This is a genomic window from Zhenhengia yiwuensis, assembly GCF_014384995.1.
In the GTDB taxonomy this organism is placed as follows: domain Bacteria; phylum Bacillota; class Clostridia; order Lachnospirales; family Cellulosilyticaceae; genus Zhenhengia; species Zhenhengia yiwuensis.
Genome location: NZ_JACRSY010000001.1, coordinates 118,130 through 144,136 on the forward strand (window position 1 = coordinate 118,130; position 26,007 = coordinate 144,136).

The following is a 26,007-nucleotide window of genomic DNA, read 5'->3' on the forward strand; positions in this document are numbered from 1 at the left end:
AGAAAAGGGTGTATAACAAATGACAAATGAAGCATTGAATAGTTTGTTAGAGCAAGGTCTTAGGGGTTGTGAAGATAGACATATAGAAACACATAAATGTGCGCATTGTATTTATAACCTTCCTAAAGACGGAATAGATTACTGCATGTTTCATGATATGGAATAAAGAAAAGGATGGCCAAATAGACCATCCTTTTCTTTAAGTATTTTTTGTGGTATAATTACAAATTGTGAAATTGAATTTGCTTATTAATTTGTTTTTAAATAAAGGAGAATCTCATGATTACAGTATCAGACGTAAGCTTACAGTACGGTGGTACCAAGCTATTTAAAGATGTAAATCTTAAATTCACACCAGGTAACTGCTATGGTGTAATTGGTGCTAACGGTGCAGGAAAATCAACATTTCTTAAAATTTTATCTGGTGAAATTGATAGTTCAACAGGTGAAGTTAGCATTCCTTCTAATATCAGGATGTCAGTTTTAAAACAGGACCACTACCAATATGATGAGTGTCAAGTGCTTGAAACTGTTATTCGTGGTAATGCAAGACTCTATGAAATTATGCAAGAAAAAGAAGCACTTTATGCTAAAGAAGACTTTACAGACGAAGATGGTGTACGTGCTTCTGAACTTGAAGGTGAATTTGCTGAAATGAATGGTTGGGAAGCAGAGTCAGAAGCATCTCAACTTCTACAAGGGTTAGGGGTAGGTATTGACCTTCACTATAACCTTATGAAAGACTTAAATGGTGGAGATAAAGTTAAGGTACTTCTTGCACAAGCTTTATTTGGCCAACCAGGTATCTTATTACTCGATGAGCCTACTAACCATTTAGATATTCAATCAGTAAACTGGCTTGAAGATTTCTTACTTGACTTCCCAGGTACAGTTATCGTAGTATCTCATGACCGTCACTTCTTAAATACAGTATGTACACATACAGTAGATATTGATTACGGTAAAATTAAAATGTATGTAGGTAATTACGACTTCTGGTATGAATCAAGTCAAATGATTCAAAGCTTAATGAAAGCACAAAATAAGAAAAATGAAGATAAAATTAAAGAACTTCAAAACTTTATTACCCGTTTCTCTGCTAATAAATCAAAATCAAAACAAGCAACATCACGTAGAAAAATGCTTGATAAAATTTCTCTTGAGGAGATGCCAGCTTCTTCACGTCGCTACCCATTCGTAGCTTTCAATCAAGACCGTGAAGTAGGAAATGAAATTCTTTATGTAGAAAACGTATCTAAAACAATCGATGGTGTAAAAGTACTTGATAATGTTACTTTCAGAGTTAATAAAGAAGATAAAATTGCCATTATCGGTGAAGATGAAATCGGAATTACTGCATTATTTAAGATTCTTGCAGGTGAAGAAGAACCAGATACAGGTACTGTAAAATGGGGTGTTACAACATCTACATCTTACTTCCCTAAAGATAATAGTGAATACTTCAATGATTGTGATCTTGACCTTATTAACTGGTTACGTCAATACTCAGATGAAAAATCTGAAAGTTACCTTCGTGGTTTCTTAGGACGTATGCTCTTTGCAGGTGAAGATGCACTTAAGCCAGCTAAAGTATTATCAGGGGGAGAAAAAGTACGTTGTATGCTTTCAAGAATGATGCTTGCTGGTTCTAACGTATTACTTCTTGACCAACCAACTAACCACTTGGATCTTGAGTCTATTACAGCACTTAATAATGGTCTTATTAACTTTAAAGGCAATGTTCTCTTTACATCACATGACCACCAATTTATTCAAACTGTTTCAAATCGTATTATCGAAATAAAAACAGATGGTATTGTGGATCGTATGATGAGCTATGATGATTACCTAGAGCAAAAAAACAAATAAGGTTTGGAAAGTCTACTTCTTTTAAGGTATAGGAAGTAGACTTTCTTTAAAAGCAGGGAGAATAAGTATGATTAAAGACTATTTAGAGATTTTAAGAGAAGAACTAGTAGTAGCAATTGGATGCACGGAACCTATTGCAGTAGTACTCGCAGCAGCAAAAGCAGGAGAAGTGCTAGGAGGCTTACCAGAGAAGGTAGATATCAGATGTAGTGGGAACTTTATTAAAAATGCAAAAAGTGTAGAAATTCCTAATGGACAAGGTTTAAAAGGTATTTTAGCTTGTACAGCTCTTGGCTTTGTTGTAAAAGGAAGTGATAAGGAATTAGAAATCTTACAAGAAGTAAGTAAGCAGCAAATAGATCAGGCTAAGGCACTTTTAGAAAAGGGAAATATAACACTGCATAAACTAGACACAACTGAAAAGCTTCATATTATTGTAGAATGTATGAAAGGTGATACACAAGTTAGTGTAGAACTTAAAAGAACACATCATAATATTAGTAAGGTTATAAAAAATGGAAAGATATTATTTCAAGAAAATCTAGAAGAAACAAATCCAAAAGGCTATAGTGTAGATAGAAGCATATTAAGTGTTTCAGGAATCTGTCAGTTTGTTCAGGAAGTGGATCAAGATATATTAAAAGATTTATTAAATGAAGTGGTATGTAACAACACGAGTATCGCAAAAGAAGGGCTTGAAGCACGTTACGGTAATGAAGTAGCTAGAACGATTTACAAATATTATGGAGAAGATAATATCTATGCAAGACTTAAGGCAATGGGAGCAGCAGGTTCAGATGCCCGTATGGGAGGATGTCCTTATCCAGTTGTAACAGTAGTAGGAAGTGGCAATCAAGGTATGACTTGTACACTACCAGTTGTAGAGTATGCACACTATAAAAATGTATCTGAAGAAAAACTTCATAGAGCGTTAGCTTTAGCACTTCTTATTAGTATTCATCAAAAAACAGGTATAGGTAGATTGTCAGCTTATTGTGGTGCTGTAAGTGCATCATGTGGAGCAGCATGTGGGCTCACTTATTTAGAAAAAGGTGCTGATTTAGAGGCTATTAGCCAGACTATTACCAATACCTTAGCTGTTGCATCAGGTATTGTTTGTGATGGTGCTAAACCATCTTGTGCAGCTAAGATTGCAACAAGTTTAGAAGCAGCACTTCTTGCGCATCTTATGGCTTTAGAAGGGAATACTTTTGAGCCAGGAACAGGAATCATCAAAGAGGATGTAGAGGGAACTATTGCGGCAGTTGGAAAACTTGCAAGTGTAGGTATGCATCAGACAGATGAAGTGATTTTAGACATTATGTTAGAAAACTAATTCCTAAGGGATATATGATAGATTTAATAGACATTATAGATTAGGCATTAAGGAGGCAAAGTATGAATAGTGTATTTTTTACAGATTTTTTAATGTTAAGTGACCTTAGAACACTTCTTTGTATTGTGCTCTTAGTAGGTCTTTTTGCAGTTATGCATAGACTTCAAAAGAAAAAAGTAAACTTTTCTAAACGCATGATTATAGGAACAATTCTAGGTCTTGTATTAGGACTTATTATACAATTTATTTCAGGATTTTCAAATGATCCAATGCAGATTACTTTCGTAGCTGAAACAACTAAGTGGTATGGATTGATAGGGAATGGATTTATAGACCTTATTAGAATGCTTGTTATACCTCTTGTAATGGTTTCTATCATTCATGTTATTATTAATATGAAAGAGGGCGCTAATATTGGAAAGCTTACAAAAAATGCTATGATTGTTACTATGACTATGGTTATTATAGCAGTACTTGTAGGATTAGGTGTAGGTATGGCCTTTGGTGTAGGAAAGGGTATGGCAGTAGTAGGTGGTAGTGCTGAGATTAAGGAAGTAACGAATGTAGTAGATACTTTAAGAGGTTTACTTCCAGCAAATCCAGTAAAAGCTATGGTAGATGTCAATATCATTGCACTTGTAATTATGGCAGTATTTTTTGGAATGGGTGCAAAACGTATGTCTAAAAAATACTTTGATATAGTTAAACCATTTTTTGATTTAATTAATGCACTTCAAAAGATTATTATGAGTGTGGCTATGACGATTATTAAATATATGCCATACGCAGTTATTGCACTTTTAGCTAATACCATCGCTCAGCGTGGACTTGCAAGTATTTTAGAAGTAGGTATTTTCATTATAGCACTTTATGTAGCTGTTGCTATTATGTTTGTGATTCAGCTGATAGCGCTTGCAATTTTTGGAGTAAATCCAGTTATTTATATGAAAAAAGCATTACCTGTTATGATTTTAGCTTTTACATCTAGATCAAGTGTAGGGGCATTACCGCTTACAATTGAAACTTTAACAGATAAATTAGGTGTTAATGATGGGACGGCTAGTTTTGTAGCTGGATTTGGTACAACAGCAGGTATGCAAGGATGTGCAGGGGTCTTCCCGGCGTTACTTCTTATCTTTGTAGCCAATGTAAATGGTATGCCGATAGATATAACTTTTATTGCCATGTCAGTCATTGTTGTAGCACTAGGTTCATTAGGAATCGCAGGAATTCCAGGTACAGCAACTATGGCAGCTTCAGTAGCTTTATCAGGAGTTGGTTTAGCATCATCATTCCCAGTAGTCAGTCCGATTTTAGCCATAGACCCTATTGTAGATATGGGAAGAACTTTAATCAATGTAACCGGTTCTATGGTTAATGCTATTATAGTAGACCGTACGTTAGGACAGATGGATATGGAGCACTTTAGAAAAGAGGTATCTAAATGAAAGTAGTTATTATTGGTGGTGTAGCAGCAGGTATGAGTACTGCTACAAAGTTAAAACGTAATCTAGGTGAGCAAGTAGAGATTGTCGTATATGAAAAAGGTAATGAGATTTCTTATGGTGCATGTGGTATACCTTTTTATGTATCAGACCACATTAAAAAAGGTGAAGACCTTATCGCACGTACACCTGAGCAATTTGCAGCAAGTGGTATACCCGTGAAAATCTATCATGAAGTAATCGCAGTGGATGAAGTGCAAAAAATGGTTACAGTACGTGACCTTGTAAAGAATGAGACTTTCACAGACCATTATGATAAGCTTGTAATAGGAAGTGGAGCAGGTGTTAACCGTTTTGCTCCGTTTAATTATCCGTATAACAATTTATATGAAATTCGTAATGTGGCAGATGGTACCTTAGTTAAGGAACGTCTTCAAGATGCATCTGTAAATCATGTGGTTGTAGTAGGAGCAGGCTTCATTGGTCTTGAAATGATTGAAGCGTGTAAGAAATACAATAAACAAGTAACCTTAGTAGAGCTTTCAGATCGTATTTTAAGTGTTATGGATGAAGAAGTAACAAGTGTTTTAACTGAGGAGCTTATTAAAAACGAAGTAAAAGTCTTTACAGGATTTAAAGCTACTAAACTTATTTCAGAGAATGATAATATTTGTCAGATGGTTATTGCAAATGAGGAAGAGACTATAACGTTAGAAGCTGACATGGTTATTAACTGTGCAGGTATTAAACCTTATACAGATTTTATTAAAGGTGTAGATAAAGCAGCAAATGGCGCTATTATCGTCAATGAAGATATGGAGACAAGTATATCAGATATTTATGCAGCAGGAGATTGCAGTGTTATGAAATCTTCTGTAACAGGCGCACTCTTATATGCTCCTCTTGGAACAAATGCTAATAAACAAGGTAGAATTATAGCAGACTTAATTGGTGGTAAAGAAAGAAAGCCTTTCAAATTAATTGGAAGTTCTGCGCTTAAGCTTTTTGAAGTAGATGCTGCAAAAGTAGGTATTTCTGAAAATGAAGCCAAAAGATTAGGTATTCCTTATAAGGCTAATACTATTACAGGAAATAGTTATGCTTCTTATTATGGCAATGAAAAAGTGACAATTAAAGTCATTTATCATGCTGAGACAAGAAAAATATTAGGTGCTCAAGCCGTAGGAAGTGGTGTTGTAGTACCAAGAGCCAATTATTATGCTATTGCTATTTATAGCGGTCTTACAGTTGATGAATTTGGCTTTATGGATTTATGTTATTCACCACCATTTAGCGGTGTGTGGGATACAGCACTGATTGCATCTAATACAGCTAAATAATTAATAATCAAATCAAAACATCAGTCTTTTAGGCTGATGTTTTTTATTTGCAAGAAAGTACATACTATAAGTGAAGCATATAAAACAAGGAAAAAATTACTAAAATAATCCGTAAATATAATTATATAATGATATTGACAATAAAAATAAAAAGTCATACAATAATACCATAAAGAGGTGATGAGATGAAGAAAAGTGTATATAGTATCGTTCTTATGGATGATGTAGTAGAAGCAATAGATGCACTTGCCTATAGACTAGGAACAAGTCGCTCGAATTTAATTAATCAAATATTAGCAGAAAAGGTAGCACTCATTACCCCAGAAATGCAAATGAGAAATGTGTTTAATGAAGTAGAGAAGCTATTGGATGGCTATAGCCATTTTCAGATTCAACCTCAGGCAGCAGATTCTATGATGAGTATACGAAGTGTTTTAAGATATAAATATAATCCAACTATTCGGTATGCTATTACATTAGATCGAAGTGCAGGAAGTAGAATAGGTGAACTCAAGGTAATCTCTAGAACGCAGAGTGATGTTCTTCAAAAATACCTGTCACACTTTTTTGAGTTATGGACTATGCAGGAGAAGCAGGTAAAACTTCCAGGATGGCAAATTGATCAGGGAGGTAAGTGGATGCGTGAGCTCATTAAACAGGATGATAGGATTTGTGAAGGGGAACAGATTGCAAGTGCTATTGCAGATTATATTAAAGCGGTAGATAAAGGGATTAAAATTTATTTCCAATATATCGATAATATACCGTATTTAAATAGGGAACTTAGCAATCATTTTAATACGTATATACAAAGTAGTTTAATACTTGTTTAAAATTAATACCTATAAATGAAGGAGGGTATTTGTATGAATATGCAAAAGTTTACACAAAAATCATTAGAAGCTTTAAATCAAGCACAAAGCGTTACAATCAGTCATGAAAATACACAGGTTGATCAAGAGCATGTTTTCTATGCCCTTTTAGATCAAGAAGATGGACTTATTCCAAGTATTTTAACTAAAATGAACTGTGATGTAAAAGCTGTTAAAGAAGCGGTTGTAACAGCTATTAATAAAAAACCAAGAGTTTCAGGACCAGGTAGAGAGCCGGATAAGATTTATATTTCACAAGATGTAGATAAAATGCTTGTGAAGAGTGAAAAAATAGCTGGAAAGATGCAAGACGATTATATTTCTGTAGAACATATTATGCTTGCACTTATTGAGACTGCTAACTATGAAGTAAGTAATATACTTCGTGCTTATAATATTAATAAGAAAAACTTCAGTGAAGTGCTTAAAACAGTGCGTGGTGCTAGCCGTGTAACAAGTGATGCACCAGAAGGCACATATGATGTACTTTCTAAATATGGTTATGATCTAGTACAACGTGCAAGAGATGGCAAGCTAGACCCTGTTATTGGTCGCGATAGTGAAATTCGTAATGTTATCCGTATTCTTTCTCGTAAGACAAAGAATAATCCAGTTCTTATTGGTGAACCTGGCGTAGGTAAAACAGCTATTGCAGAAGGACTTGCACAACGTATTTTAAATGGTGATGTTCCAGAAAGTCTTAAAGATAAAACAATCTTCTCACTTGATATGGGGGCACTCATTGCAGGGGCTAAATTTAGAGGAGAGTTTGAAGAACGTCTTAAAGCTGTACTTGAGGAAATTAAGAAAAGTGAGGGGCGTATTATCTTATTCATTGATGAAATTCATAATATTGTAGGAGCAGGTAAAACAGAAGGCTCTATGGATGCAGGTAACCTTCTTAAACCAATGCTTGCAAGAGGGGAGCTTCATTGTATAGGCGCGACTACTCTTAATGAACATCGTCAATACATTGAGAAAGATGCAGCGCTTGAAAGACGTTTTCAACCTGTTATGGTAAGTGAACCTACTGTAGAAGATACTATTGCTATTTTACGTGGTCTTAAGGAACGCTATGAAATTTATCATGGTGTACAAATTCAGGATAATGCTCTCATTGCAGCAGCTACACTTTCAGACCGTTATATTTCAGAGCGTTTCTTACCAGATAAAGCTATTGACCTTGTAGATGAGGCATGTGCTATGCTTCGTACAGAAATGGATTCTATGCCAACAGAGCTTGATGAGATTGCACGTAAAGTCATGCAACTTGAGATAGCAGAAGCGGCTCTTAAAAAAGAAGAGGATGCTGTTTCTAGAGAAAATCTTAAAGAGACAAGAAAAGAACTAGCAGAACTTAAAGATAAATTTAATGCAATGCACATCAAATGGGAAAACGAAAAAGAATTGATTACTTCTGTAAGAAATACAAAAGAAGAAATTGAACAAGCTACAGCAACTATGCAGAAATATGAACGCGATTATGACCTTAATAAAGTCGCAGAATATAAATACGGTATTATTCCGGGACTTGAGAAAAAACTCAAAGAAGCTGAGGAAAAAGTCCATGAGCTAGGTGAAGCAGGGCTCCTTCGTGATAAGGTAAATGAAGAAGAAATTGCAAAAATTATTTCAAGATGGACTCATATTCCAGTGACAAAATTGATGGAAGGTGAACGTCATAAACTCCTTCGTTTAGAAGAAATTATCCATAAACGTGTTATTGGACAGGAGGAAGCTGTATCCAAAGTAAGCGATGCTATTATTCGTGCACGTGCGGGTATTAAAGATCCACGTAGACCAATTGGTTCCTTCTTATTCTTAGGACCAACAGGTGTAGGTAAAACAGAACTCGCTAAGGCTCTTGCAGAATCACTCTTTGATGACGAAAATGCTATGATTCGTATTGATATGAGTGAGTATATGGAAAAACATGCAGTGGCAAGACTTATTGGAGCACCTCCAGGGTATGTAGGATATGAAGAAGGTGGTCAGCTTACAGAAGCTGTAAGACGTAAACCTTATGCAGTTATTCTTTTTGATGAAGTTGAAAAAGCACATCCAGATATCTTTAATGTGCTGCTGCAAGTATTAGATGATGGGCGTATTACAGATTCTAAAGGGCGTACAGTAGACTTTAAAAATACTATTATTATCTTAACTTCTAATATTGGCTCTGACCTTATTTTAGAAGGTATTACAGATACGGGTGAAATTACAAATGAGGTAGAGGAAGGTGTTAATAATAGATTAAAAATGCATTTTAGACCTGAATTCCTTAACCGTCTAGACGATATTGTTATTTATAAACCACTTATGAAAGAACAAATTATCCAGATTGTAGACTTACTTGTGACAGACCTTAACAGACGTTTAGCGGATAGACAGCTTAGTGTAAAACTTACTCATGAGGCAAAGGTTTATCTTGCAGAACAAGGCTTTGATCCTGTATTTGGAGCAAGACCACTTAAACGTTTCTTACAGCGTAAAGTAGAAACACTGATTGGGCGTATGCTTATTGCTAATGATGTAGAACCGTTCTCAACCTTTGTAGTAGATTATGATGGGCAAGAACTTAAAATTTCAATAGAATAGAAATAGAGAGATTAAAAAAGAGGTTTTCGCGAAAGGAAAGCCTCTTTTTTAATACAACAATATAAATGAAACAATGTTATATTTATATATTTACAATAAAACATTGTTGTGATATATTAAATTTAACATAGAAAATAGAGAAGAGGAGATGTTTTAAATGAGAAATAGAGATTTGCATATTAGTGGAGCAGGGAGTTATCCAGGAGGAGAATTTGATAGTGTATCAATTAGTGGTTCTGGGAAAATAAATGGAGATATACGCTGTAAGAGTTTCTCAGGGTCTGGTGCAAGTAAAGTTGTAGGAAATGTTGTATGTGAAAGGTTTAGCTGTTCAGGTTCAGGAAAAGTAACGGGTAATGTAGAAGGGTTAGAGATTAAAGCCAGTGGATGTTGTAAAATAGAAGGCGATGTTAAAGGGGGAAGCTTATCTGTATCTGGTGCTACAAAAATAGTAGGTAGCGTAAAGGGAGAAATAGTTTGTGGTTCAGGTGCTTTATCAGTAGGGAAAAATATAGAAGCTGAAGAAGTACGCATAGATGGTAGTATTAAAAATGAAGGAACTATTAATGCTGAAAAAGTAATTATTGAATGTAGAAGTGGTAATGGAACTTGTTCTTTTAATGAGATTGGTGCATCTACTGTTTCTATTAATGGCTATAGTGAAACATCTAGACCATATCTTTACAAGCTTTTTGGTATGTTTACTGGTGGGAGCATGGAGGGTATAACAGGTAATTTAATCGAGGGAGATACTATTTATGTAGCTAATGCTAAGGTAGATACCATTAGGGGAGAGCATATAACACTTGGACCTAATGCGGAGGTAAGATGCGTAGAATATACTCAAGAAATTAAAGTGAGTGAGACTGCTATTGTAAAAGATATAATTAAGCTATAGGGAGGATGGATATGGCTAGTGGAAATGTTGTAATAATGGGCGATGGCAAGTGTATAGAAGGGACTTATAATAAAGTACGTATTATGGGAAATGGAGAAGTTGATGGGAGCATAAAGTGTAATAAATTTTCTTCAGCAGGTAGTGCTGAAGGAAATGGAAGCATACAGTTTTGTAAATGTAAAACAGCTGGATATTTTGGTTTTAAGGGATACTTAGAAGGTAATGAATTGCAGATAATGGGTTATGGGCAAGTAGATGGACATATTAAAGTAGATACATTTAGAGCATATGGTATGCTTAATCTTACGGATACATTGCAAGCTGAAACATTCATTTTAAGAGGTGGAATAGAGCAGGCACAAGCTATCCATTGTGAACAAATTTTCATAGAACTTCTAGGGGGATGCAATGTAAAGGAAATAGGTGGGGGAGAAATTCGTATAGGAAAAACAGTTAAAATTGTAGAAAGTGGGTTAAAAAACAAATTCTTAAGTAGTGTAAAAATAAAGGTAGGGGATGAGAATAGCCGATTAGAGGCAGAAGTGATAGAAGGAGATACTATTTATGTAGATACAGCTAAAATAGGAGTTGTAAGAGGGAAACATATAGAGATTGGACCAAAGTGTGAGATTGATAAAATTGAATATAGTGAATCACTTAAGATTCATGAAAGTGCTAAAATAGGCCAACAGATCCAAATAACAACAAGAAGAGACAGGTGATGAATATGGAGGAACTTATTTCAAAAAAAGAATTATTAGAACAAACAGGAATTTCCTATGGACAGCTTTATAGGTGGAAACGTAAAAATATTATTCCTGAAGAATGGTTTATAAAAAAATCTGTTTCAACAGGGCAGGAAACTTTCTTTCCCAGGGAGAAAATTTTAGACCGTATTGAAATGATAGTCAATATGAAAGATGAGGCTTCTTTAGATGATTTAGCCAAGATGTTTAGTGTAGAATTTGAACATGCTAATCTAGATTTAGATAGACTCATCAGAAAAAGTGTTATTACAGAGCATGTTATTAACATTTATAAAGATATTACGGGGAGTAAAAAGATTGACACCATAGAACAGGTAGTAGGGATTAAGGTCCTTAAAGATAAACTGACGGCAGGGGAGTTAACTTTACCTGAGTGTCAGGAACTTATTCGTTTTATTCATGCCCATTTTGAAGCACTTACAGGTGAGAGTAATAGAATCTATGTGTTAAGAGCTATGGGGGTACCTTTTGTTATGGGTGTTAAATCAGAACAAGATATTGTCTTTAATGATAATTATAGAATGGTAACATGGGTAAATTTATATGATGAAATAAGCACTATTAAATTTGAACTTATGTAATTTAAACTTCTATAATTTAAACGGCAATAGCTCATCAAGTAAGAAGGTAAATATAAAGAAATGCATACAGCACAAGCTAAGTGGTATGTATTAAAAAAGAGCAAGTATAAAGATTATACTTGCTCTTTTTTAATTATTTTGTTCAAGTGATAAGAAGCCACGACCGTTTCCAATTACTTGTGCTACGTCAGAAACAGTGACAAAGGCATGGCTATCATGCGCAGATACAATGTGTTTGAGTTTAGCAACTTCTCGTAAGTTTACATTTGCATAAAGAATATATTTATTTTGATGAGTATAACCACCTATAGCAGGAACAATAGTTACACCTCTATTCATGACTTCCATAATATCTTTGGCGATAGCTTGACCTGTATCAGGAGAGGTAATGATGGAGACTGTACGACGTCTGTTAAGTCCATCTACTACATAATTTGTAGTTTGACTGCTAATAAACATACTTGCTGCAGTTAAGATGGAAATATCAATACCAAATGCAAAGATAGAAGTCAACATAATGACCATATTGATAGAAAGAATAACATTTCCCATACTAAATGAGAAAAACTTATTCAGGATTTTAGCTATAATGTCTGTTCCTCCAACAGAAGCATCACCTCTAAAGAGAATTCCCATGCCTAGGCCATTTAAAAGACCTGCTACAAGAATAATAGTAAGAGGACTTTGAGTTGGAATGACAAAGCCATTGGTTAGTTCAAGCCAAAATGAAAAGCATATCATACCAAGTAAACTAAAGTAGATGAATCTTCTTTTGAGAAAAATGAAAGCTAGTATAAAGAGTGGAATATTAAGTAAAATATTCGTCAAACTTAAATTCGTACCAGCTAAAAAATGTAGGAATAAAGAAATACCACTGATGCCCCCACTAAGCATCTGATTTGGAACAAGAATCCCATTAACTGCGATAGCCATTAGAAAAGTTCCAAGCAAAATAGAAAAAATACTTTTAATCTTGTTATTCATCACACAAGTCTCCATAAATATGTATTATTCAACTAAAGCAATGTGTCAATTATACCTTTTTAAAAGTTAAAAATCAACAAGATAGAACGTAATTTTAGTAAGAACCAAAAAATACTAACATTTATATAAAATTACTCTTAACGGAGGGACTTATACATGATATGATAAGGTAGAAAATGATTAAAGTTTGAATGTGATAAAGGAAAGGGAAAGAATATGTCAAAGACAATTATTACTCAATTTTTAAGTCAGCATGGCATGTACTATGGCGATCTTAACTTTGAAGCAGAATGCCAAAAGTTTATTGAAGAAATGGATAAGGGCTTATCTACAGAAGGTAGTAGTTTAGCTATGATTCCTACATATTTATCTGTAAAAAATGAGATTCAAATGAATAAACCAGCTGTTGTTATTGATGCAGGTGGGACGAACTTCAGAGTAGGTCTTGTAAGCTTTGATGATAACATGAAAGCTTCAGTAAGCGATTTTTCTAAAACACAAATGCCAGGTATTGCACGTGAACTTAGTAAACAAGAATTTTTCGGTGCTTTAGTAGATCATACAAAAGAAGTGGCTGAAAAATCTACAGATATAGGTTTTTGCTTCTCTTACCCTACAGAGATTAATAAAGACAAAGATGGTGTCCTTCTTTACTGGACAAAAGAAGTAAAAGCACCAGAAGTTGTAGGTGAAAAAATTGGTGCTAACCTTGTAGCTGGGTTAAAAGAAGTGGATGGTAAAGATCGCACAGTAGCCATCTTAAATGATACAGTAGCAACACTTCTTGGTGGTAAAGGAATTACGAGTCATCGCGTATTTGATGGATATATTGGTTTCATCTTTGGTACAGGGACAAACCTTTGCTATATTGAAAATGTAGACGCTATTACTAAAATCAATGATGCAGAAGATCAAACAATGATTATCAATACAGAATCTGGTGGTTATAACAAACTACCAAGAGGGATAATGGATGCTAAGCTTGATGAAACTTCTAACAATCCTGGAGAGTATCAGTTAGAAAAAATGGTAAGTGGTAGATACTTAGGACCACTTGTACAAGAGGTGTTAAAAGGTGCAGCAAGTGAAGGGATATTCTCAGCTGAATGTAATAAGGCTTTATTACAACTTGAAGGCTTAGAGCTTATTGATGTAAGCTTCTTTATGGCTGCCCCACACAATCAAGAAAATGTACTTGTAAAATGTAATGCAGAAGAGGCAGATACAACACTTATGTATGAATTAATTGATGCTATGATTGAGCGTGCAGCTAAAATCTGTGCAATCAAATTAAGTGCATGTATTCTTAAAACAAATACAGGTCGTGATATGGCAAGACCTGTAGCTATTGTTGGAGAAGGGACTACTTTCTACAAGCTTAAAGGCTATAAAGAAAAACTTGACTATTATATGAAAGCTTACCTTGTAAAAGAGCATGGTCACTACTATGAATTTATCAAAGGTGAAGATCTTAACTTAATTGGAACAGCTATTGCTGCATTATCATAATCAAAACAAAGGAGACTTAATATGAAACCACTTTTATTTAAACCAGTTTATGTAGAACGTATTTGGGGTGGACGTGACCTTGAAAAATATAGAGATGATATGCCAGAAGGTGTAATCGGTGAAAGATGGGATGTATCAGCACATACTGCAGGTATGAGTGTTGTAAGCGAAGGTGAGTATGCAGGCAAAACTTTACTTGAGCTTGTAGAAACTTTAGGAGAAGAGCTTGTAGGAAGTAAATGCGCGGGTAAAGAATTCCCACTTCTTATTAAACTTATCAACTCATGTGACAGCTTATCAGTACAAGTTCACCCAGGTGATGAGTATGCAAGACGTGTTGAAAATCAATTTGGTAAAACAGAGTGCTGGTATGTTATGGATGCTAAAGAAGGTGCAGCACTTGTAATCGGTACTAAAACAACAGATAAAGATGCTTTTAAAACAGCAGCACTTGAGGGGACACTTGACCAATATCTTAATACAATTCCAGTTAAAAAAGGTGATTTCTTCTACATTCCAAGTGGTTTAATCCATGCTATTGGACCGGGCGTAATCATTGCTGAAATTCAACAAAGTAGTGATATTACATACCGTGTATATGACTACAACCGTGGTAGAGAAATGCATCTTGATAAAGCAATGGAGGTAACGGATTTTACACTTACTCCAGAAACAGCAATTAGTGAAACACTTCTTTGCCAAGGTGAATACTTCACAGTTGAAAAACATACTATTACAGATTCATTCAAAGATACAAGCAATGAAGAAAAATTCTTCCTTTTCACATGTGTTGAAGGTGAAGGAACACTTATCTGTGATGGATTTGAAGCTAAAATCAATCTTGGTGAAAGTTTCTTAATTCCAGCTACTACAGGGGAATATGAAATCAAGGGTAACTTAACAGTGCTTAAAAGTTTTGTAGCATAGGGGGATTACAATGAAGACATTACAAATACCAGTAGGGATTTCGGCAAGACACTTACATTTATGCCAAGAACATCTTGAAGTGCTTTTTGGAGAAGGAGCGCAGCTCCATCCGATTAAAACACTTATGGGTGGTCAATATGCAGCAGATGAACGTGTAACAGTCGTAGGTAATGCAGGCCGTAAACTCGAAAATGTACGTGTTTTAGGACCTCTTAGAGGAGCAACACAAGTTGAGATTTCTAAAACAGATGCTATGTTCTTAAAGGTAGAAGGTGTACTTAGGGATTCAGGAGATATTGAAGGGACACCAGGTGTAACACTGATTGGACCAAAAGGTGAAGTAACTCTTGAAACAGGATGCATTGTAGCTAAAAGACATATTCATATGTCACCTGAAGATGCTAAGAATTTTGGACTTGAAGATAAAGCACGTATTTCAGTAGAACTTGAGGGTGAAAGAGGCGGTATGATGCACAATGTGCTTGTACGCGTTGATCCTACTTTTACACTTGAAATGCATATTGATACAGATGAAGCTAATGCCTTTGAGGTAAAATCAAATCAAGTCATTAACTATACAGTAGAATAAAGAGAGTAAAAAAAGACCTAGGAGGCGTGTGAAGTGCTTCCTAGGTCTTTTTCGATATTAATAAAGTTGTGTAATAAAGTATCCATAGTCTTCAAATGTATTTTTGATAAGATGAATGTGTTCTGGACCATTTGTCTCAACAGTTACTTCGAGAAGAACATTTTTGAAACGGTTACGTGCTTTAAATTGATTATGATCAAGATTTACAACATTGGCATTAATGCTACTTAAGATTTTAGAAACTTCAAGAAGTTGACCAGGTGTATTAGGAAGCTCTACTGTGAAGCAGAAGAGGCGTCCACGAGATACAAGACCACTGCGGATAAGGGCAGAAATAGTAAGCATATCAATATTACCGCCGCTAATAATAGCAGCAACTTTTTTGTTTTTGAAGTTTAATTTTTTAAGTGCCGCAAGAGAAGCCGCTCCGGATGTTTCAGCAAGTAATTTATGTTTTTCAGTCAGTACAAGAAGACTATCTACAATAGCACTATCTTTAACTGTAATAATGTCATCAACATATTCTTTTATGTAAGAGAAAGTTAAGTCTCCTGGTGTTTTTACAGCAATACCTTCAGCAATAGTATCTACACGGTCAAGGGATGTAAGTTTACCCGCTTTAAAGCTACGTTCCATAGCATTAGCGCCTTCTGCTTGAACCCCAATAACTTTAATGTTTGGATTGATAGATTTTGCATAAAGGGCAACACCACTGATCAATCCACCCCCGCCAATAGGGCAAAGGATAGCATCAAGATTTGGGAGTTCTTCTAAAATTTCAAGACCTACTGTACCTTGTCCATAAATAATATCTGGGTCATTGAAAGGATGAATAAACGTTGCACCTTTTTCTTGTTCGATACGACAAGCTTCTTTAAAAGCATCATCATAGCAACTTCCAGTTAGAACCACATTACCGCCAAAGTCTTTAGTAGACTGTACTTTTAAATAAGGTGTTGTCTCTGGCATAACAATAGTGGAGTCTACATGGCTTAAAGTAGCTGCATAGGCAACGCCTTGTGCATGATTACCAGCAGATGAACATACAACACCTTTTTCTTTTTCTTCTTCAGAAAGACTTCTGATTTTATTTAGGGCACCACGGATTTTATAGGCACCTGTCACTTGAAGATTTTCACATTTTAAATATACCTGATTGCCACTTAAATTAGAAAAGACTGGACTATAGAGAAGCGGTGTCTTAATAACAACATCTTTTATATTCTCACGTGCATCTTGAACTAATTTTGCATACATAATGAGCACCTCATTTCAGAATAGAAAATTACTTTTTCATTATAAAACAATCTTACTCATTGTACAAATAAATAATACGAATGAATAAGGAAATATATAAATAAGTAAAAATAAATAACAAATATCAAAAAATATAATTATAAAGATAATTGTGAATAAATGCCTGGATTATTGCAGTGTTTAAACTTAAGATATAATAAATAAAATATATTTTGTATATAAATTTAAAAGGCTAGTGTGAAAAGATTATCTATATAAACTACAAGCTTTCTTGGATATAGGTTTTAAAATGGACTTTGGGGAATTTGTGTCTATTATGGAGGCATCGGGTTGTGGGAAGACTACCTTTCTTTCTATTTTAGGATGTTTGGATTAAGCTTTTAATTGGCTGCCGAAACTTACTCTATTAGAGAATGGGGGTATGGAGGAGTAAAGCCGAGAGAGCGGCGTAAGCTTGCACTAGGAGCATTAGAAAAAATAGGCCTTAGTGATAGAATTAAAAATAAGCCTAATAAAATTTCAGGAAGCAGAAACAAAGAGTAGCGGTTGCACGAACCTGAAATTGCTTCCTATACAAAGAGAAAAGTGGGCCTACTATTACCGATGAAAAACTTTACCAAATTAAACTAAAGTAAAGAAATACACATAGAATTTACATCGGAAATTTATAATGAAAGTTGCCCAGAAGGGAATTAAAACATAGAAAGTACGTTTGACAATTTTGTAACCATCAACTATAGTAGAGGGCATGTTAAGCTTTCTAATATATGGGAATTTTGATTTAAATATAAGGAGGACATTATGAAAATTAAAAAAAAGCTAGTTGTTGCCATAGGCGCAACACTTATTGTATTAGTAATGGGGATGAGTTTATTAGGAACCCAAAATAAAGGTCCTGTTTTAATAGGAGATCCACAAGGACAACTTGTTAATGTAGAAAAAGCTATTGAAGCAGACATTCAAACAAAGATATCTGCAACAGGTATGGTAAAAGCTGATAAAAACGAAACAGTATTGGCGCAGCTCAATACGCAAGTTGAAAAAATAAACGTTGAAGTAGGTGATTTTGTTAAAAAGGGTGATGTACTTCTTACATATGAACAAGAAACGAAAGAAAATCTTCAAAGAGATTTAGAGAAATTAGATCTTCAGATACAAAGTAGTAAGATTTTATTAAATCAGATGCAAAGTGCAAGTAAACAATCTATAATGGGAGCTGAGACAGCTGTTGCCAATGCAGAAAAAAATATTCTAGATTTAGAAGATAGTATTAAGAGTATAGAAACTTCTTTAGAGATTTCAAAGAAGAGTTTAGAAAAAGTACAAAATAATTATGATGTAACAAAACAGCTTCATAGTGAGGGACTAGCTGCTAAAACAGAGTTAGATGATGCAGAGCAGGCACTTATGAATGCAAAAGATCAAGTGAATTCTCTAGAAACAAAAATTCAGTCTACAAAGAAAAGTTTAGAGACGGCTAAAATGCAGCAGGAAAGTGCACAGTATGATTTAGATGTCTTATTAAATAAAGTAGAAGACCAAACAAAGTTAGAGAATATAGCAGTTAAACAAAATGAGATTGCATCTTTAACCCTTCAAAAACAGGCACTTTTAGAGCAGTTAGAAAAAGCTGCTGTAAATGTGATTGCACCAATGGATGGTGTGATTTCAGAAGTGAAGGTACAAGATGGCAGTTATGTAGCACCAGGGGCAGAGCTTGTAAAAATTATTAACCCAGACCAATTAGTAGTAAAAGCTGAAATTTCACCTTATTATGCAGCACAACTTGAAACAGGGCTTAAAGTAGCAGTGAAGTACAATGGTTCTACAACTGTAGAGACAGAGGGAACAGTTTCTATGGTTTCTCCAGTGGCTGTACAAAAATCAGCGCAGGATAAAAGTGCAACAAGTACAGCTATTCCGATAGAAGTAGCACTTGATAGTAGTAAAGGTCTTAAAGAAGGATTAACTGTAGACCTTAAAATCATTACTTCAGATGTAAAAGATGTTATAGCAGTACCTCTTCTTGCAACCATGACAGATAAAGAAGATAATAATTACCTCTTTGTAGTAGGGGAAGACGGTAAGCTTTCAAAACGAATGGTTAAACAAGGTGCAGCAGATAATCAGTATGTACAAGTAAGTGATCTAGAAGTTGGAGATATTGTAGTAACAAACCCGACAGAAGCACTTGAGGATGGTATGAGTGTAAGATATCTGCCATTTGAAGAAGCAGGTGAGCAAAATGATTCAAATTGAAAAAATGAATAAAATTTATAAAAACGGTAAGATGGAATTACAAGCTTTATTTGATGTAGATCTTAAAGTAAATCCAGGGGAGTTTGTGTCTATCATGGGTACATCAGGTTCTGGCAAGACAACCTTCCTTTCTATATTAGGTTGTTTAGACCAGGCCACAGAGGGCACTTATATTTTAGATGGTGTTAATGTTTCTGAAATGCACGATAAAGATTTTTCTAAACTACGTAATGAAAAGATAGGCTTTGTTTTTCAGGCTTTTAATCTATTACCTAAGTTGACTATTTTAGAAAACGTAGAAATACCTCTTATGTATGGTGGTGTTAAACCAAAAGAAAGAAGAGAGCGTGCAACAGAAGCATTAGAGAAAGTAGGTCTTGGTCATCGTCTTAAACATAAGCCTAATGAAATTTCTGGGGGGCAAAAACAAAGGGTAGCCATTGCACGTGCCCTTGTTAATAATCCGGCCATTCTTTTTGCAGATGAGCCTACAGGAAATTTAGATAGTAAATCAAGTGTAGAGATTATGAAAATTTTCCAACAGCTTAATGATGAAGGGGCTACTATTGTTATGGTTACGCACGAACCTGAAATTGCTGCCTATACAAAGAGAAAAGTTGTCTTTAGAGATGGACGTATTATTGCAGATGAAAAACTTGACCAGATTAAACTAGACTAAGGAGGAGAGGGTTATGAATTTAATAGAATGTATTAAGAGTGCAATGAACCAGCTCCTTGGTAATAAAATGAGGACCTTCCTTACTATGCTTGGTATGTTTATAGGAATCGGCTCTGTTATTATGGTACTTGGGCTAGGTGCAGGTGTAAAAGATTTAATGATGAGTACTTTTGATGCTATTGGAAAAGGTACTGTTATGATTAATGTAAAAGATGGCAGACCAGAAAATATGCTTAACCAATCAGATCTTGAGGCTATCCGTGAAATGCAAGAAGTTGAAGATGCTGTATTTGTAGGCGAGAACTGGATGACAAGTATCAAGGACTATAAGAAAGAAGATAAATGGATTTATTTCGCAGGTGCACCTTATAATATATCTATTGTACAGGATGTAGAGATTACAGCAGGGCGTATGTATGCAGAATCTGAGGAGCTGGCAAAGGCCAATGTATGTGTTGTTTCAGATACTTATGCCAAAGTGATCTTAGGCAGCGATACACCAAGTGATGCAATAGGTAGAATGCTTGAACTTGATATTGCAGGCGAAAAGCATGAGTTTGAAATTGTAGGAATTAAGAAGGAAATGAGCTTTCCTGGAATGCCAGAAGAGATGATGCCGCTTATTGCTTATATTCCTTTCCATACGATGGATCAAATTACTAACTTTGGAGATTTAAGAAGCTATACGGGTGGTTTTAAAGTTAAGGAAGAATACAATCCAAATGAAGTAGCTTATCAGGTAAGTAGACTCCTAGACAAGAGACATAATACTCAAAATGGCTATCAAACTCAAAGTGCGAGTAGTATGTTAGATCAAATGAATACAGTTATGAGTGTTGTAACAGGTTTCATCAGTTTTGTAGCTGCTATATCCCTAGTAGTAGGCGGTATTGGGATTATGAATATTATGCTTGTAACTGTTAAGGAACGTACAAGGGAAATTGGTGTACGTAAGGCTGTAGGGGCAAGTAATAAAGAAATTTTAAGACAATTCCTAGTAGAGGCTGTTATACTGACATTATTAGGTGGTATAATAGGGATGTTATTAGGTTATGTAGGAGCAGTGGCGTTAGGGAATGCCTTTGGTATTACTATTAGCTTAACTTCAGACATGATTTTATTTGCAGTAGGAACATCGAGTGCTATTGGTATTATTTTTGGAGTATATCCAGCGCGCCAAGCTGCAAAGCTTGATCCTGTAGAAGCACTTAGATATGAATAGGAGGGGAAAAATGGATACTAGAAAGATTATGGCCTGCTTACTTGGTGCAACTTTGATGGTGGGAGCGAATAACTTTACATATGCCAAGGAAGTCAAAGAGGAAAAAATTCTTACGCTTAAAGAAGCTGTAAATAAAGCACAATCTAAAAGTCTCCAGCTTCGTATAACAGAAAGAAATACAGAACTTGCTAAAGAAAATGCAGAGATGGCCTATTTACAGGGCGGTTATTATGCATATGATAGCAAAAATGTAGATTATCAATATACACAAAAACAGCAAGGTGTCATTAAAGACCAAGTTGCATTAAGTGTTACAAATCTTTATGAAGATATTATTTTAAGTGAAAAAAAATTAGATAATTTAAGTGCAAGTTTACAGCTTTGGGAAAAACAAAATATGAAAGATCAGATTGAGTTTGATAGAGGGCTTAAAAGTAACCTTTATATGCAACAAAAGGAGCTAGAACATCAACAGTCTCTTCAGAGTAAAGCAGATCTTGAAAAGCAGCTTGAACTTAAGTATATGCAGCTTGGCAATATGGTAGGGCTAACTATGAAGTACTATACGCTTGAAGAGCCAGAACTTGTTTTTGAGCCTTATAGAGATGTGGCTCATTTAGATAGTTTTGCTTCTAGCAAAGCTGAGGACCATGTGGCACTTTGGAAAGCAACGGAAGAATTACGCGTTGCATTAGAAACACCTATTTTTACACAAGACTATATGACTGTGATTACCATGAAGGCTAACCGTGAAACAGCAAAAGATAATCAGAGACTTACAAAAGAAAATCTAGAAAAGTCCATTCGTGAAATTTATGTGCAAGTGAAACAATTAGAATCTCAATATAACCTTTTAGTAAGCCAACTAGAGCTTAAAGAAAAAGAACTTAAGGTGAATGAGCTATACTTAGAAAGAGGCATGATTTCTAATCTGCAATATGAACAGAGTAAAATAGCTTATGATAAAGCAAAGCTAGAGCTTGATCAAGTGATAAGTCAGCATAATCAACTTAAATATCAGTTGGATCATCCACATCTTATTCCAGCTGTATAAAAGTTAAAAGATAGTTATACAAGGTATAACTATCTTTTTTTATTATCTTACAAACAGTTAATATTGTGTTAAAAATTATTAGGCATAATACAAATATCTACAATGAGATAGAGGGGATACATATGTTGCATTATTATCTTACAAAAGAATTAACCGTAGTGGAAGTTGTAGCTAAACTAAAGAATCAGCTTAAAGAGGAAAATATTTTAAGCGTAGGTTGCAATAAAAAAGGGAGAGCTTTTGTAGAGACAGACTGGTATATTTATGAAGTGAATGTAAAAGGGGATTGTTACACACTTTCAGTCATGTGGTCAAAGTCCAAGAAGCCGTTTTTAATTGCAGGTATTTTGACTGTTTTATTTTTAATGTTTTTTGTAGGAGGGCTTATTACTGATTTTATGGTTATTACAATTTTGTGTAGTTTAGGACTTGTTAATGTATTTAAACGTACAGAAATCAGGAAGATGAAGCTAGCTATTGAACGTGTACTTAGTGAAAGTTAAGTCTATAAAAAATTAAAGGAGTCAGTCATGAAAATCAAAAGGTATGCTATAGGGCTTATCAGTCTAATATTTATAGTGCTGACGAGTGCTTGTTATCTTTTCTTTAGCAAACATCAGTCACGTTATTCCCCTAAAGGAGAGCCTATACATGAAGAACAGACTATAGTACAGGAACAAACTATAACAGGTGAGGAAAGCGAATATTTCTTTGCGTTTGCTAAAAAAGCATTAGAAACTTATTTTGAAGAAGATTTAGCTATTATAGATCCTGCTATAAGAAGTATTCAAACAGATGGCTTACAAAAATATTTTATTACATTAGATAGCATAGGTATTGATAATGAGTATAATGTAGACATTTATCATTACTATATGGTAATTCATAGAAATCCAGAGGATAAGCTTTATGTAATGCCTTTTGGTATAGAGGTTGTAAAAGGTGAAGTAGATAAAGTAAGGCAAGACCTTCTTACAAGTATGCTTAAATCTGTTAATGGATGGGGACTTGAACATGAGAAAACATGGGAAAGATGGCAGGATGTTATGGTGAATATGAACTATAAAAATGCAGAATCACGGCAAGGACGTATGCATACTACAGAAACTATCTTTTATGTCCAAAGCCTAATTTGTTTTATTAATGAGTATATTACCAACATGCCAGATGAAGCTTTTATGCAAATTAGTAAGGATGGACTTTATCAAAAAGTACTAGATTTTGAAATAAAGAGCATTACAGATGTGAATCAGCATGAAGAAAGTTATGCCATAGTAGAAGGAACGGTGCGCGTTTATGAAAAAGAGCGTATTCATGATTATCAAGTTGAGATGACTTATAAGATAAAAAGAAATAGAGATAGAAGTTTTACCGTTGTTCATCAAATGGGGCAAGTTAAATAAAAAACTAGATTTTATGACTGTTTTTAGGTAAGATGTTAATAAGAAGATACATTTAAGATGGAAGGAATGTATATATGCAAGTGAAGAAAAAAGTCATTATAGGTAGTGTCATTGTACTTGCTTTCCTATTAATCACATGGGCAGTTATAATGAGAAAGCCTATAAAAGACATTATCATAGAAGAAGAGATAACAGATTTACCACAAAAGCCAAGGGTTTCTCTTGATACATATATGCCAATTATAAAAGATACTATGTGGATTTATGAAGATTCTACTACACCTTATGTGCCTATAAGTGTATGGGTTGATTTTATTAAGGATAATATTATTCAGATTAGATTTAAACAAGGTGATAAGATTACTGCAAAAGTTTTTATAGAGGAAGAGGAAGCCATTTATGAAGTGGCTACCGTAGAGGATGCAACGATTAAGCAGGATTATACCACACTTAGACAATATAATAATATTATCATGAAATTGCCGATAGAAGTAGGAAGTAGTTGGATAATGTCTGATCATTCTATTCGTACTATTACACAAACAGATGAAGTATATGAAACAGAGTTAGGTGAACAAACAGGTATAGAGATGACTACGAGACATGAGGATTATACTATTACAGAGACTTTTGTAGAAAAGATAGGACTCTATTCAATAAAATATGAAACCCCTCAGAAAACAAGAACGATTCAGTTTTCAGAAATGATTTCCAATAAACCTCAAGAAGAGGTAGTAGAGCTTTATTTAATGAATAAAGCGACGGGAAAAATGGAGACTGTTTTTGAAAAGGTAGCTGTTATGACGAATGAGGAACCTAAACATTTCTTAACAGATTTATTAAAAAAAGCACCTAATGAAGATTATCTCATAGATATTTCAAATGGAGCTATTATCAATAAGCTTTTTTTAGATGAAGAAGAAGCTTGTTTATATGTAGAGATGAGTGAAGATTTTATAGATCCTCAGTATAGTAAGACAGAAGAAGAAAAAATCATAACAAGTTTAGTAAATACATTAGGACATTATTACAATGCAGAATATGTTGTCATGACAGTTGAAGGTGAAGCATATCCTTTAAAGAGTCCGTTAAATGATATTAATGGACGTATCAAAGTGAAAGACTCATTTTACTAAGGGGGAAAGCTGTTGAGGAAACATATTTTATTAATGGGATTTATGGTTTTCATATGGGTTCTAAGTAGTAGATTAACGTATGCTACAGAACCCTTTTTTGTATCTTTAGGGAGTGTTCAATCTTATACGGTACCTTATGCGGAGCAAAATACCTTATTACTTTCACGAGATGGTAGCTATGCTACTAAGGTACAAAAAGGAAGCCGTATTACAAAGCCTGGTACATATTATTTAAGTCAATTAGAATCAGATACACTTAAGGGAATAACAAAATTTCAAATTCCCTATAACATGAATCAAAATGAGTGGCGCATAGATAGTGAAAAGGAACTGACTGAAATACTTAAGTATACGCTTGAAAATTATAAGGAAAAAATCACAATTAAGTTTAATAAGGGTAGCTATACGATCAATCAGATGAATGAAGTCATTTATAAAGTCTTAGATGAACTGATGGTAACTTATCCTAAAGTAACATATGTAAGTTATAAGCTCACAAGCTATGGTAATAAAGCGCCTAAAATTTTATTAGAATTTACTTATGCACTGCCTCAAATTCCTACTTTGAAGCAGTATGATAAAAATACAGATCAGAAGATAGAACAACTTATTAAACAGCTTATTCAGCCGGGTATGAAAGACTATGAAAGAGAATGGGTATTAGGTGATTACCTCATTAAAAATATTATTTATGCAAAGCAGGAGACTCATTTAAATCATACTATGCAGGGTGCCATAACAGAGGGGAGAGCTGTGTGTGATGGTTATGCAAAAAGTTATATGTATTTACTTAATAGTATAGGCATTCCAACACAGTTTGTAACAGGTGTGGCAGATAACATTCCTCATGCATGGAATTTAGTTAAGCTTATAGATGGTTATTACCATGTAGATTTAACATGGGCTGACTTAGAAGAAGACCATATAGGCAACTTTTATAATTACTTTAATGAGACAGATACATATATGGAATTAACCCATATATGGGAAAAAGGGCATTTTCCAAAGGCAGAAGGGAAAAAGTATTTGTCTATCTATTTACCTATACCTAGAGAGGGGATTTATAAGGTGAGTTCTCAAAAGGAGTGGCAAGCATTGAAAAAACAGCTTGGTCAGGATGGCTTAAAAGAGGCTAATATTATTTTCTATAATGTGGGTGAGGAGCGTTGGTCTATAGAATCTGTTTTAGATAGTATTTTAAAAGTAGAGCAGGCAGCTATTACTTATTCAGCCTATTATAAATACGATAGCTTAATTATTAATTACAAAGGCCACTAAAAAAAGA

Annotated in this window: 23 protein-coding genes; 21 read left to right on the forward strand and 2 right to left on the reverse strand. The window is 34.5% G+C overall.

The window, feature by feature from the left end:
• The first annotated feature begins 19 nt into the window (after positions 1-19).
• The 10 genes from H8718_RS00520 to H8718_RS00565 all read left to right on the forward strand — a co-directional run bounded on the left by H8718_RS00520 (position 20) and on the right by H8718_RS00565 (position 11,703).
• Positions 20-166, forward strand: a complete 147-nt coding sequence (locus H8718_RS00520) for a hypothetical protein (RefSeq protein ID WP_177671233.1) — start codon at positions 20-22, stop codon at positions 164-166.
• Between the two features lie 113 nt (positions 167-279).
• On the forward strand, positions 280-1,869 hold the full coding sequence (locus H8718_RS00525) for an ABC-F family ATP-binding cassette domain-containing protein (protein ID WP_177671232.1): 1,590 nt from the start codon (positions 280-282) through the stop codon (positions 1,867-1,869).
• A gap of 67 nt (positions 1,870-1,936) precedes the next feature.
• Positions 1,937-3,205, forward strand: coding sequence for an L-cysteine desulfidase family protein (locus H8718_RS00530; protein WP_249331124.1), 1,269 nt, complete (start codon positions 1,937-1,939; stop codon positions 3,203-3,205).
• A 62-nt stretch (positions 3,206-3,267) separates the two neighbouring features.
• A complete protein-coding gene (locus tag H8718_RS00535; RefSeq protein ID WP_249331125.1) occupies positions 3,268-4,653 on the forward strand; it encodes a cation:dicarboxylate symporter family transporter in 1,386 nt (461 codons plus the stop codon).
• On the forward strand, positions 4,650-5,990 hold the full coding sequence (locus H8718_RS00540; protein WP_249331126.1) for a CoA-disulfide reductase: 1,341 nt from the start codon (positions 4,650-4,652) through the stop codon (positions 5,988-5,990). The genes H8718_RS00535 and H8718_RS00540 overlap by 4 nt, the downstream gene beginning before the upstream one ends.
• Before the next feature lie 185 nt (positions 5,991-6,175).
• A complete protein-coding gene (locus H8718_RS00545; RefSeq protein WP_249331127.1) occupies positions 6,176-6,823 on the forward strand; it encodes a hypothetical protein in 648 nt (215 codons plus the stop codon).
• Positions 6,824-6,856: 33 nt separating this feature from the next.
• Positions 6,857-9,457, forward strand: coding sequence for an ATP-dependent chaperone ClpB (gene clpB / locus H8718_RS00550; protein WP_249331128.1), 2,601 nt, complete (start codon positions 6,857-6,859; stop codon positions 9,455-9,457).
• Between the two features lie 157 nt (positions 9,458-9,614).
• A complete protein-coding gene (locus H8718_RS00555) occupies positions 9,615-10,355 on the forward strand; it encodes a polymer-forming cytoskeletal protein (RefSeq protein ID WP_177671226.1) in 741 nt (246 codons plus the stop codon).
• Between the two features lie 11 nt (positions 10,356-10,366).
• Positions 10,367-11,077, forward strand: coding sequence for a hypothetical protein (locus tag H8718_RS00560; RefSeq protein ID WP_249331129.1), 711 nt, complete (start codon positions 10,367-10,369; stop codon positions 11,075-11,077).
• A complete protein-coding gene (locus H8718_RS00565) occupies positions 11,077-11,703 on the forward strand; it encodes a DUF4004 family protein (protein ID WP_249331130.1) in 627 nt (208 codons plus the stop codon). Before H8718_RS00560 ends, H8718_RS00565 begins: the two co-directional genes overlap by 1 nt.
• Positions 11,704-11,832: 129 nt before the next feature.
• Here the strand turns inward: H8718_RS00565 and H8718_RS00570 are convergent, their stop codons facing one another.
• On the reverse strand, positions 11,833-12,687 hold the full coding sequence (locus tag H8718_RS00570) for a YitT family protein (RefSeq protein ID WP_249331131.1): 855 nt from the start codon (positions 12,685-12,687) through the stop codon (positions 11,833-11,835).
• A 216-nt stretch (positions 12,688-12,903) separates the two neighbouring features.
• Between H8718_RS00570 and H8718_RS00575 the strand changes: the two genes are divergently transcribed.
• From H8718_RS00575 to pduL, 3 genes are read left to right on the forward strand one after another with little or no spacing between them, the layout of a single operon-like run.
• Entirely contained in the window at positions 12,904-14,196 is a 1,293-nt protein-coding gene (locus H8718_RS00575; RefSeq protein WP_249331132.1) for a hexokinase family protein, read from the forward strand.
• 21 nt (positions 14,197-14,217) lie between these two features.
• Positions 14,218-15,123 carry a type I phosphomannose isomerase catalytic subunit gene (locus H8718_RS00580; protein WP_249331133.1) on the forward strand — a complete coding sequence of 302 codons (906 nt, stop codon included), beginning with the start codon at positions 14,218-14,220 and terminating at the stop codon, positions 15,121-15,123.
• A gap of 10 nt (positions 15,124-15,133) precedes the next feature.
• Entirely contained in the window at positions 15,134-15,712 is a 579-nt protein-coding gene (gene pduL / locus H8718_RS00585) for a phosphate propanoyltransferase (protein ID WP_249331134.1), read from the forward strand.
• Between the two features lie 57 nt (positions 15,713-15,769).
• Here pduL and ilvA read toward each other — a convergent pair whose 3' ends face one another.
• Positions 15,770-16,969: a threonine ammonia-lyase gene (ilvA, locus tag H8718_RS00590; protein WP_249331135.1), complete on the reverse strand. Its 1,200-nt coding sequence runs from the start codon at positions 16,967-16,969 to the stop codon at positions 15,770-15,772.
• An 801-nt stretch (positions 16,970-17,770) separates the two neighbouring features.
• Here ilvA and H8718_RS00595 point away from each other — a divergent pair.
• The 8 genes from H8718_RS00595 to H8718_RS00630 all read left to right on the forward strand — a co-directional run bounded on the left by H8718_RS00595 (position 17,771) and on the right by H8718_RS00630 (position 26,000).
• Positions 17,771-19,228, forward strand: coding sequence for an efflux RND transporter periplasmic adaptor subunit (locus H8718_RS00595; RefSeq protein ID WP_249331136.1), 1,458 nt, complete (start codon positions 17,771-17,773; stop codon positions 19,226-19,228).
• Complete coding sequence (locus tag H8718_RS00600; protein WP_177671217.1) at positions 19,215-19,907, forward strand: ABC transporter ATP-binding protein; 693 nt, start codon at positions 19,215-19,217, stop codon at positions 19,905-19,907. The genes H8718_RS00595 and H8718_RS00600 overlap by 14 nt, the downstream gene beginning before the upstream one ends.
• 13 nt (positions 19,908-19,920) lie before the next feature.
• On the forward strand, positions 19,921-21,129 hold the full coding sequence (locus tag H8718_RS00605) for an ABC transporter permease (RefSeq protein ID WP_177671216.1): 1,209 nt from the start codon (positions 19,921-19,923) through the stop codon (positions 21,127-21,129).
• A 10-nt stretch (positions 21,130-21,139) separates the two neighbouring features.
• Entirely contained in the window at positions 21,140-22,183 is a 1,044-nt protein-coding gene (locus tag H8718_RS00610) for a TolC family protein (protein WP_177671215.1), read from the forward strand.
• 122 nt (positions 22,184-22,305) lie between these two features.
• On the forward strand, positions 22,306-22,686 hold the full coding sequence (locus H8718_RS00615; protein WP_249331137.1) for a hypothetical protein: 381 nt from the start codon (positions 22,306-22,308) through the stop codon (positions 22,684-22,686).
• A gap of 27 nt (positions 22,687-22,713) precedes the next feature.
• Complete coding sequence (locus H8718_RS00620) at positions 22,714-23,586, forward strand: hypothetical protein (RefSeq protein ID WP_249331138.1); 873 nt, start codon at positions 22,714-22,716, stop codon at positions 23,584-23,586.
• A 74-nt stretch (positions 23,587-23,660) separates the two neighbouring features.
• Entirely contained in the window at positions 23,661-24,722 is a 1,062-nt protein-coding gene (locus tag H8718_RS00625) for a GerMN domain-containing protein (protein WP_249331139.1), read from the forward strand.
• 12 nt (positions 24,723-24,734) lie between these two features.
• Positions 24,735-26,000 (forward strand): transglutaminase domain-containing protein, encoded by a 1,266-nt coding sequence (locus H8718_RS00630; protein WP_249331140.1) that lies wholly within the window; start codon positions 24,735-24,737, stop codon positions 25,998-26,000.
• Positions 26,001-26,007: the final 7 nt, after the last annotated feature.